This is a genomic window from Enterobacter sp. RHBSTW-00901, assembly GCF_014103115.1.
Lineage (GTDB): Bacteria > Pseudomonadota > Gammaproteobacteria > Enterobacterales > Enterobacteriaceae > Enterobacter > Enterobacter cloacae_P.
The window spans coordinates 3,250,186-3,265,606 of record NZ_JABXPB010000001.1 but is presented as its reverse complement, the minus strand read 5'-3'; the positions used below and the strand labels follow the sequence as shown (position 1 = coordinate 3,265,606).

At 51.7% G+C, this 15,421-nt stretch carries 15 protein-coding genes and 1 pseudogene; 5 read left to right on the top strand and 11 right to left on the bottom strand.

All coding sequences use genetic code 11. The features are described 5' to 3' along the window. Positions 1-11: 11 nt before the first annotated feature. Positions 12-1,094 (bottom strand): DNA-binding transcriptional repressor LacI, encoded by a 1,083-nt coding sequence (gene lacI / locus HV318_RS15730; RefSeq protein ID WP_024193489.1) that lies wholly within the window; start codon positions 1,092-1,094, stop codon positions 12-14. Between the two features lie 293 nt (positions 1,095-1,387). Between lacI and HV318_RS15725 the strand changes: the two genes are divergently transcribed. Both HV318_RS15725 and HV318_RS15720 read left to right on the top strand, forming a co-directional pair. Further along, positions 1,388-1,594: a YdgH/BhsA/McbA family protein gene (locus HV318_RS15725; protein ID WP_016809494.1), complete on the top strand. Its 207-nt coding sequence runs from the start codon at positions 1,388-1,390 to the stop codon at positions 1,592-1,594. Positions 1,595-1,749: 155 nt separating this feature from the next. After that, positions 1,750-2,034: a hypothetical protein gene (locus tag HV318_RS15720; protein ID WP_129008949.1), complete on the top strand. Its 285-nt coding sequence runs from the start codon at positions 1,750-1,752 to the stop codon at positions 2,032-2,034. A gap of 69 nt (positions 2,035-2,103) precedes the next feature. On the opposite strand, the gene HV318_RS15715 is transcribed toward HV318_RS15720, so the two are convergent. Next, on the bottom strand, positions 2,104-3,003 hold the full coding sequence (locus HV318_RS15715) for an integrase domain-containing protein (protein ID WP_026056053.1): 900 nt from the start codon (positions 3,001-3,003) through the stop codon (positions 2,104-2,106). Between the two features lie 1,195 nt (positions 3,004-4,198). Between HV318_RS15715 and HV318_RS15710 the strand changes: the two are divergent. Further along, a pseudogene (locus HV318_RS15710) lies at positions 4,199-4,876 on the top strand (IS630-like element ISEc33 family transposase); the annotation flags it as partial. 50 nt (positions 4,877-4,926) lie between these two features. On the opposite strand, the gene HV318_RS15705 reads toward HV318_RS15710, so the two are convergent. From HV318_RS15705 to HV318_RS24210, 3 genes are all read right to left on the bottom strand, one after another. Then, entirely contained in the window at positions 4,927-5,475 is a 549-nt protein-coding gene (locus HV318_RS15705) for a hypothetical protein (protein ID WP_221891797.1), read from the bottom strand. A gap of 211 nt (positions 5,476-5,686) precedes the next feature. After that, positions 5,687-5,926: a DUF4113 domain-containing protein gene (locus HV318_RS24380; protein ID WP_326928816.1), complete on the bottom strand. Its 240-nt coding sequence runs from the start codon at positions 5,924-5,926 to the stop codon at positions 5,687-5,689. A gap of 38 nt (positions 5,927-5,964) precedes the next feature. Continuing rightward, a complete protein-coding gene (locus HV318_RS24210) occupies positions 5,965-6,507 on the bottom strand; it encodes a DinB/UmuC family translesion DNA polymerase (RefSeq protein WP_050547113.1) in 543 nt (180 codons plus the stop codon). Positions 6,508-6,560: 53 nt separating this feature from the next. Between HV318_RS24210 and HV318_RS15695 the strand changes: the two genes are divergently transcribed. Both HV318_RS15695 and HV318_RS15690 read left to right on the top strand, forming a co-directional pair. Beyond that, positions 6,561-7,669 (top strand): IS3 family transposase gene (locus HV318_RS15695; RefSeq protein WP_100214960.1). Its coding sequence is split into 2 segments (ribosomal slippage): positions 6,561-6,822 and positions 6,822-7,669, totalling 1,110 coding nucleotides; the frame shifts between segments, so codons are not numbered across the junction. 351 nt (positions 7,670-8,020) lie between these two features. After that, complete coding sequence (locus tag HV318_RS15690; protein ID WP_016808242.1) at positions 8,021-8,398, top strand: hypothetical protein; 378 nt, start codon at positions 8,021-8,023, stop codon at positions 8,396-8,398. Between the two features lie 31 nt (positions 8,399-8,429). On the opposite strand, the gene HV318_RS15685 is transcribed toward HV318_RS15690, so the two are convergent. The 6 genes from HV318_RS15685 to HV318_RS15660 form a co-directional block, all read right to left on the bottom strand. Continuing rightward, on the bottom strand, positions 8,430-9,938 hold the full coding sequence (locus HV318_RS15685) for a conjugal transfer protein TraG N-terminal domain-containing protein (protein ID WP_016808243.1): 1,509 nt from the start codon (positions 9,936-9,938) through the stop codon (positions 8,430-8,432). Between the two features lie 2 nt (positions 9,939-9,940). Further along, complete coding sequence (locus HV318_RS15680; RefSeq protein WP_016808244.1) at positions 9,941-10,279, bottom strand: hypothetical protein; 339 nt, start codon at positions 10,277-10,279, stop codon at positions 9,941-9,943. Positions 10,280-10,289: 10 nt separating this feature from the next. Then, entirely contained in the window at positions 10,290-11,765 is a 1,476-nt protein-coding gene (locus HV318_RS15675; RefSeq protein ID WP_016808245.1) for an integrating conjugative element protein, read from the bottom strand. Further along, the gene (locus tag HV318_RS15670) at positions 11,765-12,757 is read right to left on the bottom strand and encodes a TIGR03756 family integrating conjugative element protein (RefSeq protein ID WP_016808246.1); all 993 of its coding nucleotides are present in this window, start codon (positions 12,755-12,757) and stop codon (positions 11,765-11,767) included. Before HV318_RS15670 ends, HV318_RS15675 begins: the two co-directional genes overlap by 1 nt. Further along, the gene (locus HV318_RS15665) at positions 12,754-13,152 is read right to left on the bottom strand and encodes a TIGR03757 family integrating conjugative element protein (RefSeq protein WP_016808247.1); all 399 of its coding nucleotides are present in this window, start codon (positions 13,150-13,152) and stop codon (positions 12,754-12,756) included. The genes HV318_RS15670 and HV318_RS15665 overlap by 4 nt, the downstream gene beginning before the upstream one ends. A 962-nt stretch (positions 13,153-14,114) precedes the next feature. Continuing rightward, positions 14,115-15,419: a 5-methylcytosine restriction system specificity protein McrC gene (locus tag HV318_RS15660; RefSeq protein WP_016808248.1), complete on the bottom strand. Its 1,305-nt coding sequence runs from the start codon at positions 15,417-15,419 to the stop codon at positions 14,115-14,117. Between the last annotated feature and the right edge of the window lie 2 nt (positions 15,420-15,421).

Genomic DNA, 15,421 nt, shown 5'->3' with positions numbered 1-15,421 from the left:
TTGCGTTGCGCTCACTGCCCGCTTTCCAGTCGGGAAACTTGTCGTGCCAGCTGCATTAATGAATCGGCCAACGCGCGGGGAGAGGCGGTTTGCGTCTTGGGCGCCAGGGTGGTTTTTCTTTTCACCAGAGAGACGGGCAAAAGCTGATTGCCCTTCACCGCCTGGCCCTGAGAGAGTTGCAGCAAGCGGTCCACGCTGGTTTGCCCCAGCAGGCGAAAATCCTGTTTGATGGTGGTTAACGGCGGGATATAACACGAGCTGTCTTCGGTATCGTCGTATCCCACTACCGAGATATCCGCACCAACGCGCAACCCGGACTCGGTAATGGCGCGCATTGCGCCCAGCGCCATCTGATCGTTGGCAACCAGCATCGCAGTGGGAACGATGCCCTCATTTAGCATTTGCATGGTTTGTTGAAAACCGGACATGGCACTCCAGTCGCCTTCCCGTTCCGCTATCGGCTGAATTTGATTGCGAGTGAGATATTTATGCCAGCCCGCCAGACGCAGACGCGCCGAGACAGAACTTAATGGGCCCGCTAACAGCGCGATTTGCTGGTGACCCAATGCGACCAGATGCTCCACGCCCAGTCGCGTACCGTCTTCATGGGAGAAAATAATACTGTTGATGGGAGTCTGGTCAGAGACATCAAGAAATAACGCCGGAACATTAGCGCAGGCAGCTTCCACAGCAATGGCATCCTGGTCATCCAGCGGATAGTTAATGATCAGCCCACTGACGCGTTGCGCGAGAAGATTGTGCACCGCCGCTTTACAGGCTTCGACGCCGCTTCGTTCTACCATCGACACCACCACGCTGGCACCCAGTTGATCGGCGCGAGATTTAATCGCCGCGACAATTTGCGACGGCGCGTGCAGGGCCAGACTGGAGGTAGCAACGCCAATCAGCAACGACTGTTTGCCCGCCAGTTGTTGTGCCACGCGGTTGGGAATGTAGTTCAGCTGCGCCATCGCCGCTTCCACCTTTTCCCGCGTTTTCGCAGAGACGTGGCTGGCCTGGTTCATCACGCGGGAAACGGTCTGATAAGAGACACCGGCATACTCTGCGACATCGTATAGCGTTACTGGTTTCACATTTACCACCCTGAATTGACTCTCTTCGGGTGCTATCATGCCATACCACGAAATGTTTTGCGCCATTCGGAGGGGGCACGCCGAAGTGAGATTCAAAATGCCGACGTCAGTTCACAGGTGGGTAATGATACCAACGTGTTGATTTCGTATTTTCACTGACACCAGGATCATCCTGATGTTACAAGGATTGAATGACTACAGATTAAAATAGTCATCAACAGGTTGACAGCATTACCCAGAATATCGCAGCCTGGCTTAAGTCATCCATTTAATTATTAATCAAGGGATTATCAATGAAAAATATCATGACGTTATTCCTCTCTATAATCCTGCCTTTTTCAGTCTGTGCTCAAACCGTGACGGCAACAGGCGATACACTGGAGCAGACGGAAGAAAAAATTCGCCAGCAGGCTGACAAGCAGGGTGACAGGTATTATAATATTACCGAAGCCCGCATGGGAAATAAAGTACATATCACAGCAGAAATCCTGCCGAAATAAATAGTTCGGGGTAATACTGCCCCCTGATTTTACAGGTATGGATATTGACGCGGTCAAAGATATTAATATCAATATTACATGCTGAAGGTTTTTATTTTTGATTCATTAATAACTTTATAAACTATCATGGGTGGGGAACTGCGAGTTACCCGTACATGTCGGGTAAAACTCACCCATCATCATGTACAGCAACTCCAGACTCCCCACTGGCAGCAGTACTTGCGGATATCTTGTCAAGAAAAATGCGAATGACTCACACACCCGGAATAAAGAAACGATATTTTTTGCATGTCAAAACAATTATCAGATTAAAAATAAATCCAACAAGTAAAAAAGAGACAATCAATCCTTTCAGAAACGGAAAGTCAATAAATGAAACAGTAAGACTTGCTGGCGCATCAAGCATTAAAGCTATTCGAACATGTAAATTTACTGATTGATAATTTAAAGAAGCCACAGCCCTGCATGAGCTGTGGCTGTACATCCTGAAAATTCAGTAGCGATACAATCTATTCTTTTTCCTTACGAAAATAAACTTGTTTAATATAACGCCCCCGACCATCTCCATGGCCCAGGTCCATTGAAACTAATGCCTCGGATTCATCGCGACTCATTCCATTTTTAATATGGTGATTTACAGCATCGCGGGAGTAAGCGTAACGTAAACTGTGCGGCGCATTTTTACCATTCATTCCGGCCTCTCTTACAATATTACGGTAGCGATCAATAGCGGTATGCAGAGAGGGTTTATCAATCAGTTTTCCGTTATGTTCACTGACATAACTAATTGCCTTGTCAAGAATTGATAAAACTTTTTCGCGATTAAAAACTGTCGTTTCCCTTGGACGTCCGCCTTTAGTCCCGAAAACAACACGGACACGCTCATGATTATTAATCAGTGCCTGCCTCCATGTCTTTAAAGACTTTGCAGACTGAACGGTTTCTTCTGTTCTCAATCCAAGATATCGGGAAAGTTGCACAGCAAGAGCAACGCCCTCGTCTTTTCTTTGGGCAAAACTGACCACAGCATTAAGTTTTTCGTCTGTAATGGGAAGTTTAGTTCCATCCCGGTTAGCACCAGAAATCCCGAGCGCCTGATTACTCAGGTTAATGTGACTGGGATCGGCCAGTTTATTTCTTCCTGCTGATAATAAAACAGAACGGATAGCAGACATCTCATTCTGTAACGTCCTGAGAGATAAACTATCTGCCTTCCTGCTCTCAATATACTTTTCAATATGGGAAGTTTTGATATGTTTTACGTCCCTGATCTGAATATTCAGTTCAGACAGTCGTTCAGAAAAACGTTCTGCGATTCTTGAACGGTCAGCCACCGTTTTATAACTTCCCCGCCCCTGACGGGCAAGCGTGACGAGTTGTTTGCACAGCTGTTTACTGAATCTGGACATTTCACTCTCTCCAAAGGCATACACGTCCCTCTGCTTGTAAAGAAGCAGACGGATCTGTAGACCAGCAATTCATTCCCCGACGACACGGTTGCTGTTGCGCTTCCTGCGTCTCGACTGGTATCTGTGCATCGGGGCGGCGAATTGTTGAGTTCTTGCGAGGCACCCCAGATCTCTGATCTGTTTGCTGCTTATGCAGAGCTGACTTACGTCAAGCTGCCTCCAACACTACTGCTCGTAGTGTCGCCATCGATACCGAGTCGATTTCCTCCTTACTGATAGTTGAACGTTCAGACGGCCTCCCGTCGTGCTTACGTTGATGTGAAAGTGATTTTAAAACCGCACTGACACGGGCTACATGTTGGTCAGATGGTAGTAAAACGTTGAAAACCACGTCTTACGTGGGTTGAGACGTTATGCGCTGCGCGCGTCACTTGGTAGTGTCTTCGCCACTTCACAAGTGACGCCGCGCAGCTTCGTGCTCCTAATGCAACTCCGTAAGCGGCCAAATGTACCAAATGGCCTTATCCGTCGATGCAAAAGTCGTACGAAACTCAGGGCGTATCACTGCAAATGAGAAGACGTTGAACTGATGCCGTTCACAGAACGGAAGTGAATTGAAACTGGCAGATTTGCTACACAGTAAACCTTCATCGCCGCGTCATAGTGCGCCTTCATAGACGATATCTGCTTTCAAAGGTGAGCAGATTTGCCACATTTTTCATGTACTCCCTTTCAGGCTTAGAGAGTTTTATTGTGCAGTCACCCGAAGGCGCTCCTCACAGACTGCCGGAACATTGGTGGTCGCAGCTTAAGTGCGACTGTAGCCACCCAAAGGCGCTCATCACAGGCTACAAGAGCATTGGTGGTCGCCAGTGCGACAGTACAACAGTTTGATAGTACCAACAGGGAAATACGACGTCAAATGGATGTAGACATCGTTTTTTGGGTGAGTAATATGTAGTTTTCTCCGATGAAAGTGGTTGATATGGATATTTTAAAACAACGCCTTATGATTCTGATTTTCGGATTATCTAACTTTTTATTCTTTTATTTATTATTAACCTCTATTGATCTAAATATATTCTTAATGACTAAATAGATGCGCGGAATAGTAGATCACTGAAAGGGAACTCAGCCCGGATTGTGCGATCTGATCAATCGCCAAACCAACCAAAACCACCAACCGGACTGAGCGATGCCGATCATAGCACCAATACCCCGTGGCGAACGACGCCTGATGCAGAAAGCTATTCATAAAACGCGCGATAAAAATCATGCCCGCAGACTCACGGCCATGCTGATGCTTCATCGGGGTGAACGGGTCAGCGATGTTGCCAGAACTCTCTGTTGTGCCCGTTCATCCGTTGGTCGCTGGATTAACTGGTTTACGCACTCAGGTATTGAAGGCCTGAAATCCTTACCCGCAGGGCGCTCCCGACGCTGGCCTTTTGAACATATCTGCACCCTGTTACGTGAGCTGATAAAGCATTCTCCCGGCGATTTTGGTTATCAACGTTCACGCTGGAGCACCGAATTACTGGCATTAAAAATCAATGAGATAACCGGTTGCCAGTTACATGCAGGAACCGTTCGCCGCTGGTTGCCATCTGCGGGGCTTGTATGGCGCAGGGCCGCGCCAACTCTGCGTATCCGTGACCCACATAAAGATGAAAAGATGGCGGTAATCCACAAAGCGCTGGATGAATGCAGCGCAGAGCATCCGGTATTTTATGAAGATGAAGTGGATATCCACCTTAATCCTAAAATCGGTGCGGACTGGCAGTTGCGCGGACAGCAGAAACGGGTAGTGACGCCGGGGCAGAACGAAAAATACTATCTGGCCGGCGCACTGCACAGTGGCACGGGTAAAGTCAGGTAGTTATCATTAACACATAATGATAACTACCTTTTCCCGATAAAATATCACTCACCTATAGCCACGGAATGAATTTCCTTCATCAACTTCTGTACGCCAGATCCCGATAGCCTTTCTGCAGATGCCGATGAATATGTTATATAGAGTTTACTTCCACTCCCGTTTTTTTCAATTTCTACATCTAAATGATCGTTATCATTCCAGTCAGAGCCCATTTTATAATAGCTACCAGGTATTGCCTCCCAAACTGGATGTGCATCATCTTCAGCGGCCGCTTTCCATGCCCCGTCATTAGAGCTATTCCGTAAACTATCCAGCTCCTGACTTGACATAAACTTGTAATGTCTTTTTATTCTGGCAGCAGCAGTATCTACATCAACAGCTACAGTATAATTTTTAGACTTGGATTCTTTTTTTAATGACTGAGGTAAATGCATTGGTGTCGTAACATCAGTTGATGGGTTAGAGTTTCCCCTCAAAGAGTTCATTATACCTGAAGCACCATGACTGATTTTATTATTTGTATCTGCTATTTCCTGCATGCTACAGGCTGTGACAAGAGCAGGAATTATTAAAATGGCGGTAAGACTCCTCACGATCCATATCCTCCAAACATATTTACTAAAAAAGCGGTCAATGAAAAGTACGCTTGACTTATTCACCATGTAACAGACTGTAAACCCTGCCGTATAGAGTTTGTAATGTCAATGGTGCGGTTTTGAGCAAATATAAAAAAGATTACCTTACTCTGACAATATCATCCAATCTGTTTGTAAAAGCGGGCGAAAGTCTTTCTATTCGCATCTTTCAGCCTGTGGCATCACTTTTAATGCCCTGCCCTGCAAACCAGACTGAACCCTTACCAGAGCTGTTAATGCTGTCTATGAGTGTCATTAATTCATCGCTATTACGATGAGGCTGAAGGTCATCGAACAGGGTAAGTTGTAATACTGCCGCGCTGCGAAAATCGGTGAGAATTACACCTGCGCGTTGATAACGATGCCCCGGGATGAATATTGTTTCAAGAGCTCTTACAGCCGCCTTGATGATATCCCGGGAATCACGGGCCGGAACAGCAAGCTCCGTTACAGCCTGATTTTAAAGAACGACTCATTCTCTGCAAAGGGACTGGTACTGATGAACACCGCTACTCGTTTACAAAACTGGCGCTCTGCGCGTAACTTTTCCGCTGCACGTTCGGCATGAGCGCAGACGGCCTGATGGATGCTGAATTCATCTGTAGGTTTTTCTCCAAAGGAGCGGGAGCATATGATTTGCTCCTTTGGAGCTGTAAACTCTTCAAGGCCCAGGCAGGGCATGCCGTTGAGTTCTCTTACTGTTCGTTCAACAACCACTGAAAATTGCTTACGAATAAATGAAGGAGACAGCTCAGACAGCTGGAGTGCATTGTTAATCCCCATCAACTGCAATTTTTTACCGAGCCGACGGCCAATACCCCAGACCTCTTCGACTGGCACCAAGGCCATTAACTTTCGCTGTCGCCCTATATTGCTCAGGTCAACTACTCCTCGCGTAGCTGGCCAGCGTTTACTTGCATATTGGGCCAGTTTAACCAGAGTTTTCGTTGGGCCTATCCCCACTGACCCTGACCCAAAATCCTGTTCCATTCAGAAACAGAATTCCGGCATGATAAACACTCCCCTGAACGGAGGTGGTGCCGATGAAAAAGTCACGATTCACCGAAGAGCAGATTGTTTTTGCCCTGAAGCAGGCTGAACTGGGTACGTCAGTGCCGGACGTCTGTCGCAAGCTGGGCATTTCGGATGCCACTTTCTATACGTGGCGTAAAAAATACGGTGGTATTTCTCCTTCGGAGCTGAAGCATATGCGGCAACTGGAAGAGGAAAATCTGCGGCTGAAGAGGCTGGTTGCCGATCTGAGCCTCGACAAGGCGATGCTGCAGGACGTGCTGGCAAAAAAGAGCTGACGCTGGCACACCTGCGCGAATGGGTCAGGGATTTGCAAGCCCGCTACGGGGCCAGTGAGAGACAGGTCTGTTTTGCGCTGCGGGTCAGCCGCAGCTCGTTTCGATATCGTTCTGTGGCCGCCGACGACAGCGCACTGCGGCTACGCATCCGTGAGATAACCGAAACCCGGGTTCATTACGGGTACCGCCGGGTACACGTGATGCTCAGGCGGGAAGGCTGGCGCGATAATCACAAACGGATCTACCGGCTTTACAGCGAACAGGGGCTGTCACTGCGTCTCAAACGGCCACGCCGCAATAAATCGGCCCAGCGCCGACAACCGCAGCCTCAGGGTCTGTATCCGAATCACGTCTGGGGCATGGATTTTGTCTCTGATGCGTTGTTTGACGGGCGACGACTGCGCCTGCTGACGGTTATCGACCTGTACACCCGCGAATGCCTGGGGATCTGCGTGGGGCAGAATTTGCGTTCAACAGAAGTGGCAGAAATGCTGAACAGCATAGCGCTCAGACGTCCTTTACCTCAGTTGCTGAAAACCGATAATGGTTCTGAATTTGCAGGTAAAATGCTGGACAGATGGGTGTACGAAAGAGGCATCAGAATCGACTTCTCACGCCCGGGAACACCGACGGACAATGCGACGGTGGAGTCCTTCAACGGCAGATTACGGCAGGAATGCCTGAACGAAAACTGGTTCATGTCCCTGGAGGATGCACGGTGCAAAATCGAGGCCTGGCGCATACACTATAACCAGAGACGTCCCCATTCTGCGCTGGGCTGGATGACGCCATCTGAATTTGCTGAAAAGTCTGCCGGTTGCCTGAATATGCAGCCAACATGAAGCCGGTTATTCCTGATTATGACTGGAGCATATTCGGGGTCAGGGTCATATGAAGACATTACTAACATCACGGTGTATTAATCAACGGGGAGCAGGTCAGGGCTGCATGGCGAGCGCTACAAAACGGGCTTTCTCTTCGGGAGTATAACGGCGGCGCTTTTGCTCGCCAGTGATCACTTCGATTCTTTGCACAGGACACTCCTTAAACATAGCTCTATGCCTATGTCTTACTGGTGAAGTGTCCGGTTTAAACGGGGGCTATTACAGGATACTAATAGCCCTTGTTAATTGCACAAAAAATCGGCTATGGCTATAGTGGTCTTTAAGGCTTACCTAGTATGGAGGAATGTAATGCCTCAATCTCAAAAAAATCGAGCTTGGAATCGTGGAGCAAGACTTGCAATCCTTTATAAGCAAATGAAAGTTAATCTCCTGAATCTTGATAAAATTTGCGTAACATTGGCAAAGAAAAATAGAATACCTACATGGATTGGCCATATACCCTTGATTCTGGTTTTTGCCGGCACTCTAGCAGGGCTTTTGACAGTGGGTTTTGTGATCTCCGCATGCCTGATCTTTCTTTTATGTATCACCTTCATTGCAAAAAATGTCAGCTCGTCAGCTCCTGACGATGATGATTCAAGCACAGGCCCCGGTTACAGATATGGTAAAGATGGATATGGTTATTATACGGGTTCTGATGACATTACGTCTGAGAAACTAGATTAAGCGAGGCATTCACGCCTCGCTTAATATGCCATTATAAACGAACACTTTTTTTAACTGAATCTACAGCTGCTCCCCCGGTTTCTTGAGGTTTAGCAACCCCAGTTTTAAGTGCCCCAGAGATTACATCGCCTATTCTTACTCCCGCCCAAGATAATGCTCCTAACCAAACGGCAGGCAGTACAATAAACATCGCTCCCATAACCAGATTCATAATAAGGTCATCGGTACTGTTCTGCAGCCCTGCCATATTAAAGCGGCTGTGAGTGTCTGAACTGTACAACGCGGTTAACAACCAGCTGTCGAGCCAGCGCGCCAGTTCCCACCAGAATGTCAGGAAGTTAAGAGCAAATATCACAAAGGTCAGCGTAATAACGGTTTTGAATTCGTAGGCCGCAAATGCCAGGATCAGCGGCAGCATGACATATATTGCCATCAGCAGGATGGCCTGCACCATTGGCAGCGCCTGCCGCATCGCATCGAACGCCGGGAACGCGGCCAGACTGCCGAGGGCCGTACCGCCAATGGAGGCCACGCGCGCCGCGGCATTATCCAGGGTAAAATCGGCGTTGCCGCCATAGCCGGCATACACGTGACCATTCTGTGAGACCGTCAGGCTTTCCGGGCTGACCAGACGACGGATGACGGCTTCCTGATAGTCACTGTCGTTAAAGCCTGACATTTTCATTGCGGCCGAGATACGCAGCCACATATCGGGGTCGGCCTGGTCCTTCACCCGTGCTTTCAGTCCGGTGTCCGTACTGCTCCACCACTCGCTGCAGGTGGGATAGCCTCCTCTTCCTGTATTGGGCCGGCCGCTGTCCCGGCTGTCGGTCCACGGGAACGCAGCCCGGGGCAGTTTGGACTGCAACGAAGGATAATACCGGCTCAGGAATGTACTGCTGCCAATCCATTCGATATCACGCAGCGTGGTTTTGTCCTTTGTCTGGCCCTGATCCTGTTGCTTCCACAGATACAACGCAACCGAATAGCAGTCGTTGGTGAAGTCCTGCAGTTCCTGCGCCAGCGCTTTGTTGTCGATACGCGTATGCTGCACTTCAAAGCGGATCTGGCGCATGTCAGGGCGGCAGGGAATGGTCGCCACGGCTGCCTGGGTTACCCCTTTTGAGAGTTTATGAATCAGCACCCACCATACCGGTGCTGCAGCCGTCTGGCCGTTGAGACTGGTGACCACGCCGGCATAGCCGCTTTCATCCGGCGCTTTTGGCGTCCACACACCACAGCTCTTTGCCCGGGTTGTGTCGTACTGCATCGTACTGAGGCTGACATTAATCAGCGGTACGCAGCAGGCAATCATCACCAGGAAACCGGCATACAGCGCGTTCTCGATACGGGGCAACGACAGCATCCCCTTGTTGCCTTCATCCTCCCCCTCTTCGCGGACCCTGAGCCAAACCCCCACCACCTTAAACGCCAGCGGCAGGACAAAAAGCCCGGTACTCAGCAGGACATTCCACAGGCCGTTATTGATCACCCAGCCGAGCAGCGTGAGAAAATACTCAAGATAGCTGTTTGTCGTCATCTTCAGGCTCCCGGACCGGTAAACATCGCGTACTCACATAACGCGATAAAAAGTACACTGACCACACTGATGCGCAGCAGTGGTCGCCTGTACGACTCTTGCAAACCCGGCGCATGCCGGATTTTCAAGAGGCCCCACGCAACCAGCGCATACAGCGCCAGTCGCCATATCAGCCAGCCGTAGCGCGTCGACTGCATCCAGCTCCGGAATGCAGCAGCTTCAGTCGGATGTTTCATGGCGGTGTCAGCCACCATCAGTGAGACCACCATGAACAGCGCCATGCAGGCGAGGAAAATGCCGGCACGGGTCAGGACTTTCCTGACAGTCGTTTTTTTACGCATCCTTATTCCCTCATTCAGCCGACTGCGGCGCTGCCATCTGGTTGAAGCGACTGTCGGTATTGTCATCAGACTGGGTCTGCGGGTTGGTTTCGACGCGCTGGTTCTCCCTGTCGATAATGGTCAGCACCGAATTACGTGACAGTTCACGCTTCATCTCCATCTCGTTTTTCAGCGCCGCGATTTCCCGATCCAGCGCCTCAATACGCTGGCCGGCGGTATCAATGGCCTTTGGCTGAGCGGCAGCATTCGGCTCCGACATACCGGTAACCATCATGCGACGCATCAGCAGCGCCGTTTCCACCGTGTCAGACATGGCCAGCTCGCCTGCAAGGCGGGCGGTCAGGGCCGCGTTATCCGGATCACGCTGCAGGGCTTTAATCACGCCGGCCGTCACCGGCAGTCCGCCTGTTTTCAGCTTCGCCAGATTCGCGGCCGTGGGCTTTTCCGTACCGTTGACGAGCCTGACCAGCTGCTCAGCGTTGGCTTTGGTTGCCTCTTCCAGCAGTGGGGCAAAGCCGGTGCCGGCAACGGTCGTACCGGGCTGGTCATCCGCATCACCGCTGGTACATTCGCTCGCGTTGGCACAGGTGCGCATCGAACGATCGCCCAGCACCTTCACGGTCATGGCCGCCGCCTCTTCCGCGCTGCCGAATTTAGAGCATGCGCCACCGTTACAGCTGCTTTCGCCGACAGTCGAATTAGCGGTGACAGGCAGACCGTTCATCATGTTGTAGCCGGCAGCAACAAGGTCATGGGTGACACGGATGGCGGGCTGCCCCGCCCCCCCACGTTTCTGACCGCCAATCCAGTTATTGCCCGACGTGCCGGTGACTTTCCGCCCCGCCTCATCTGCACGAACCGCGTCAGTGTCTCCGCTGTTCACAACAGACTTGTATTCATCCATCATGGCCTGCTGCGTCCAGTTACTGCTGTCGCTGAAGTCCATCATCTTTTTCGCCATGTTCTGGCAGTTGAGCTGCGCCTTGTCGAATGACACATTGGCCTGAAGCACGCCGTTTGTGAGCATGTCATACAGACCGGGGTTGGCCCGCTGAATGACCATCGCCGGCAGACTGGCCACCGCGCCGGTGGCCCCCTGAATCACGTCGCCCATCAGGTTTTTAAAGCCTGATGTGACGCCGTTGAGCTGGTTGCCGACGGTGGTTTTCAGGTCAAAATTGCCGCACATCAGGTCACTGCTCCAGCCGGTATTCAGCCCCAGCTTCTGCATATTGCCGCGCGTGGCCGGCTGGGAAATGACCGAGCCGCCGCCGAGGGTGTAGAACAGTTTGTCTGACACCGCCCCATCCACGGACTTGCCGTAACCGATGGCGCTGTTGTTCACCTGCGGCAGGGACATGCCCAGGATGGTATTGTCATCATCGGCTGCGTGCGCGGCCGGGAGGACGTTCAGCAGGGAGCCGGTCAGCAGCAGGCTTACGCGAGCGGCTGAAAATGAAGGTGTTTTTTTCACGGTTTTCCTCATCAGATATCAGTGCTGCCCAGAAATGTCTGCCCGCGTCGTTTGCAGCAGCTGTAGGGCTGCCAGAACGCAAAGGCTTCGTTGTTGTCGCTCGCGGCGGTGTGGCTCCCGTCCGGGAAGACGGCACATGACTGTGTCATGTGGGGGGCCAGCCGCTGCCATTTGTGATTGCGTGTGCCGGTGTTTTCCTTAACCTCGCCCGGTGGCCAGTACCCGTCATGACGGTTGCCTTTGAGCACCTGATACACATGCGGCTGCCCGGCGCGGGTGATAATGTCTGCGACACGCTGTGCCACCACGGCAGAGGCTTTATCATCATCGGTCTGGCTGACAAACCCCGAACGGGGATAGACGTTGCCCCACATATTTGCTGCGGCCTGACTGCCGATTTCCCGCTGGCCGGGCACAAGCGCCTCCGGATAGAGGGACTCCGGCACGCCCGTGCGCCAGGCCGCCGAATCCAGCGTACTCAGGAAGTAAGGCATTAACGGGGTGGCTGCGGTATCACAGGAATAGCCCGGAATACTGCCGCCAATCAGGGAGGTGGCCGGGTGGCCAATCGCATCGGCATATTTGAAACGGACGGCAGACTTGCGCTGGCCGGGATTTTTCATGTCGGCCGGATTGGCTCCTCCGGCAGAAACACCGGAAAGCCCGCTGGTCACAGCACTCTCTAACCCGCCGGCGGTCTGGCTGACAAACGCCATTTCCTGCCACGGGTTGCCGCCCGGAGCGACATAGGTCGAAACGACTGTCTGAGGAATGAAGTGGGTGACTTTGACCGATGTGCGCACCTTGCAGCCAAAGGGGGTGCAGAACAGCCAGTAACAGATGCCACTCACACGCCAGCTGATACAGTTTTGCGACACGGCGCTGGCAATAATCTGCGCGGTGTTAAGTGCTGCAATAGCTGCCGGCGCGGTTGCCGTACCCAGTACCGTGGCAACCGCCAGCGAGCACACCGTGGTTCTGATGCGGGAAGGTTTTGTATTCACTGACCACCTCCCCGGTTACGCAGGGAAGTGGCCACGGCCACATCCGTGGTGCCGTACACCACATCGCGGTCATCAAATACCACAGCCGGCACTTTTTTGATGCCCAGCTCCCAGGCCCGGACCACCTGCCGATAAGAATCGTTTAGTTGCAGCTGTTTTTGTTGCCAGGCAGGAGACGTCATAATCTGCCTGACCTGTGCTTCGGCCTGCTGCGGGTCTGCAGGCAATTCCCCGAACATGTCGGCCTGCAGCCGGTCAGGACCATCAAGAAGGACCACCGGCACGTCCGGCGGCAGATTTGTCGGCAGATGTTGACTGTCGGTGAAGAAGACCGTGCCGGCCAGTGCGAATGCCGGCAGCAGAGCCGGCAGGAAAACAAGAGGGGTCAGTTTCATGAATCGGGACTCCGTCAGACTGAATCGTCTGTCAGCGTGCCCGCGGCCGTTCATAAAAGCCGCAATAAACTCATTTTCAGAACTCAAAAATTAATCTGCAAGTTTAGAATTTTCCTTTCCCACTGCTTTACCTGTTCTGACTGACCGCTGCGTGCCCAAGCCGTGTGAAAACTGTTTTGGTCGCTTAATCTGAGAAAAACGGGGCTGAAAACTACGCTCATACGTAAAATTTGGCTCAGCTAAACAGTCGAGTAATTACAGATTTTGCGTAGGTGCGCGAACTTCAGTTTTGGGTTAGGGCCCATAGCGCAGTCGGACTGACGGCTCGGTCTGAGGAGGATCCGGGGGCGGACTAAACCGGGCAGTGGCTGAAGTTTTGATGATCAGCAGCAGGCACTTTGGAATGCCCCCGCTTCCGCAGACAGTATCTGTCCTCACGGTGAGGCCTTTTCGAAGGCCTCCGGACTGACGCCTTCCAGGTGACTGTTAAACCCGTGGCGATTCATCCTTTTTGACTTACGCAGCATACACCAGATGGCTGATGCAGAGTTCATGGCAGGGATAATATGTTTAACCTGATAGAGGATCGTAATCCCGGTGAAGTAATACCCATCAAATCATTTATGAAATGTCCGCGCCTCGTGCGGGATGAAAATAAAGTTTAATACTAACTAACGGCAAAAGCCGCCTGGATCGGTGTTTTTTTGTTCGAAAAAGGAGGGGTTATCATCCTAAACCAGAGGCCGGGCGCACCTGCCGGTCGGATCCGTAGAAATAAAGTTTCATACTTAGCGATTAGAAAGCCTTAAAGGCATACTGGTACGCCAACGCTTGGAACTACTTAACCTGCTGTTATGGCGCAGTCAAGCTCCTGGCTGCCGACAATGTTAAACGTTTTCAGACCGCCCCTAAATGTAAAATCAACCATCGCTAAATCTGTTAGGAAGAAGCCCTTGAATCAATCACACAAAGGCTGCTGTAACCCCAGCAGCCATGTTTGCGGCAAATAATCTGAGAGCTCCCGCCCTAGAAATCAGGCGGCTCTCGATCTGAATGCCCACGATTTGCACGGCATCCACCACAGCCTTTTCAAAGACAGTGCACGTCCCTACGGGCTGCGGGGCATCGCTTGGTTGTGCAGGATAGGCTAGTGCCACTAGGTTGCATCCAGTAGCCTTGGAGAAGGCCAGGGCTTCGTAGATGTCAGCTTCACTGATGCGAAGCTGTCCCTTCTCCACGTGGCCCTTGTACTTGGCATCCAGCAGCATCCTGGGCCTTGTTCCATCGAGCTCAATTACACAGTCTGGGTACACTGAAAGCTTGCTCACAGCACCGGTAATCATCCTGATCTTAGTGCCTAAGGGATAGCCCTGTTGGGGCACTACGGCACTGCGACCAAAGCCCAATCGTGCGGCCACCGTTAACAGATCTTCCCACACGCGCCAGGTATTCACTAAGTAACCAGGTGCATGGGCCTGTCCCTGCTTGTAGTTAAGCCCCAGGCCTCCGAGCACATCGATAGACAGCTCATGCAGTGGCTTCCACGCTCGGTGCCGTGCAGGAATGGGGTTTCGACGGTTAGCAGCAACGTTCTGAGGCGAAAGGTCCTCAATCAAACGCACCAGCGAACTTGCGGCTGAAGGGTCACTTACTTCAGGGAGTAACTCCCTGGCCGCTGCCACGATATCCCCGTTCCAACCGTTCTTGCGATCAAAGCGAATGAGCTCTTGCTCAAAGCCATCAGGTGAAGGAAAGATGAGATCCACCGGATCAGGATCCCCATCGATGAAGAAGTCTGCTTCACGCACACTACGATAACTGCGCAGTGGCCGACGTTTACGGGCCTCGTACATGCTCGTGATGGAACGAGCTACTAGCGTAGACAAATCCCTTGGGGTACCACCTGATGCCGATAAGCGTTCGGAAGCCAAGAGCCGCCCATGACGTGAAAGCGTGGAGAGGAAAAAGAAATCTTCGCGCCACGCTGCATCTGTGTCGTCGAGTCCCAAAAACTTGGGAGCAACTTCCAGTTCCAGTGAAGGTGCCAGGCGAATGAGGCCCGCAAAATCGATGGCACGTGTGCCCTTGGCATCCACACTGATAGGGTTGTAGCTAAGCCTTAAGCTCGACGCAATCCGGCTCCCAGCCTCCAATAAAAGGCTGTTGGCCTTCGTGCGATCCACCCCAATCGCTTCAGCAATCGCACGGCTCAGGTCAACGGGTGTACCGTACTCAATAAGGGACAGCCGTGTTCGGGGGTTCACCACGT

Coding starts and splice junctions, on each gene's coding strand:
- HV318_RS15725 (WP_016809494.1), top strand. CDS start 1,388: ATGAAAAATATCATGACGTTATTCCTCTCTATAATCCTGCCTTTTTCA.
- HV318_RS15720 (WP_129008949.1), top strand. CDS start 1,750: ATGTCGGGTAAAACTCACCCATCATCATGTACAGCAACTCCAGACTCC.
- HV318_RS15715 (WP_026056053.1), bottom strand. CDS start 3,003: ATGTCCAGATTCAGTAAACAGCTGTGCAAACAACTCGTCACGCTTGCC.
- HV318_RS24210 (WP_050547113.1), bottom strand. CDS start 6,507: ATGGAACAGGATTTTGGGTCAGGGTCAGTGGGGATAGGCCCAACGAAA.
- HV318_RS15690 (WP_016808242.1), top strand. CDS start 8,021: ATGCCTCAATCTCAAAAAAATCGAGCTTGGAATCGTGGAGCAAGACTT.
- HV318_RS15685 (WP_016808243.1), bottom strand. CDS start 9,938: ATGACGACAAACAGCTATCTTGAGTATTTTCTCACGCTGCTCGGCTGG.
- HV318_RS15680 (WP_016808244.1), bottom strand. CDS start 10,279: ATGCGTAAAAAAACGACTGTCAGGAAAGTCCTGACCCGTGCCGGCATT.
- HV318_RS15675 (WP_016808245.1), bottom strand. CDS start 11,765: ATGAGGAAAACCGTGAAAAAAACACCTTCATTTTCAGCCGCTCGCGTA.
- HV318_RS15665 (WP_016808247.1), bottom strand. CDS start 13,152: ATGAAACTGACCCCTCTTGTTTTCCTGCCGGCTCTGCTGCCGGCATTC.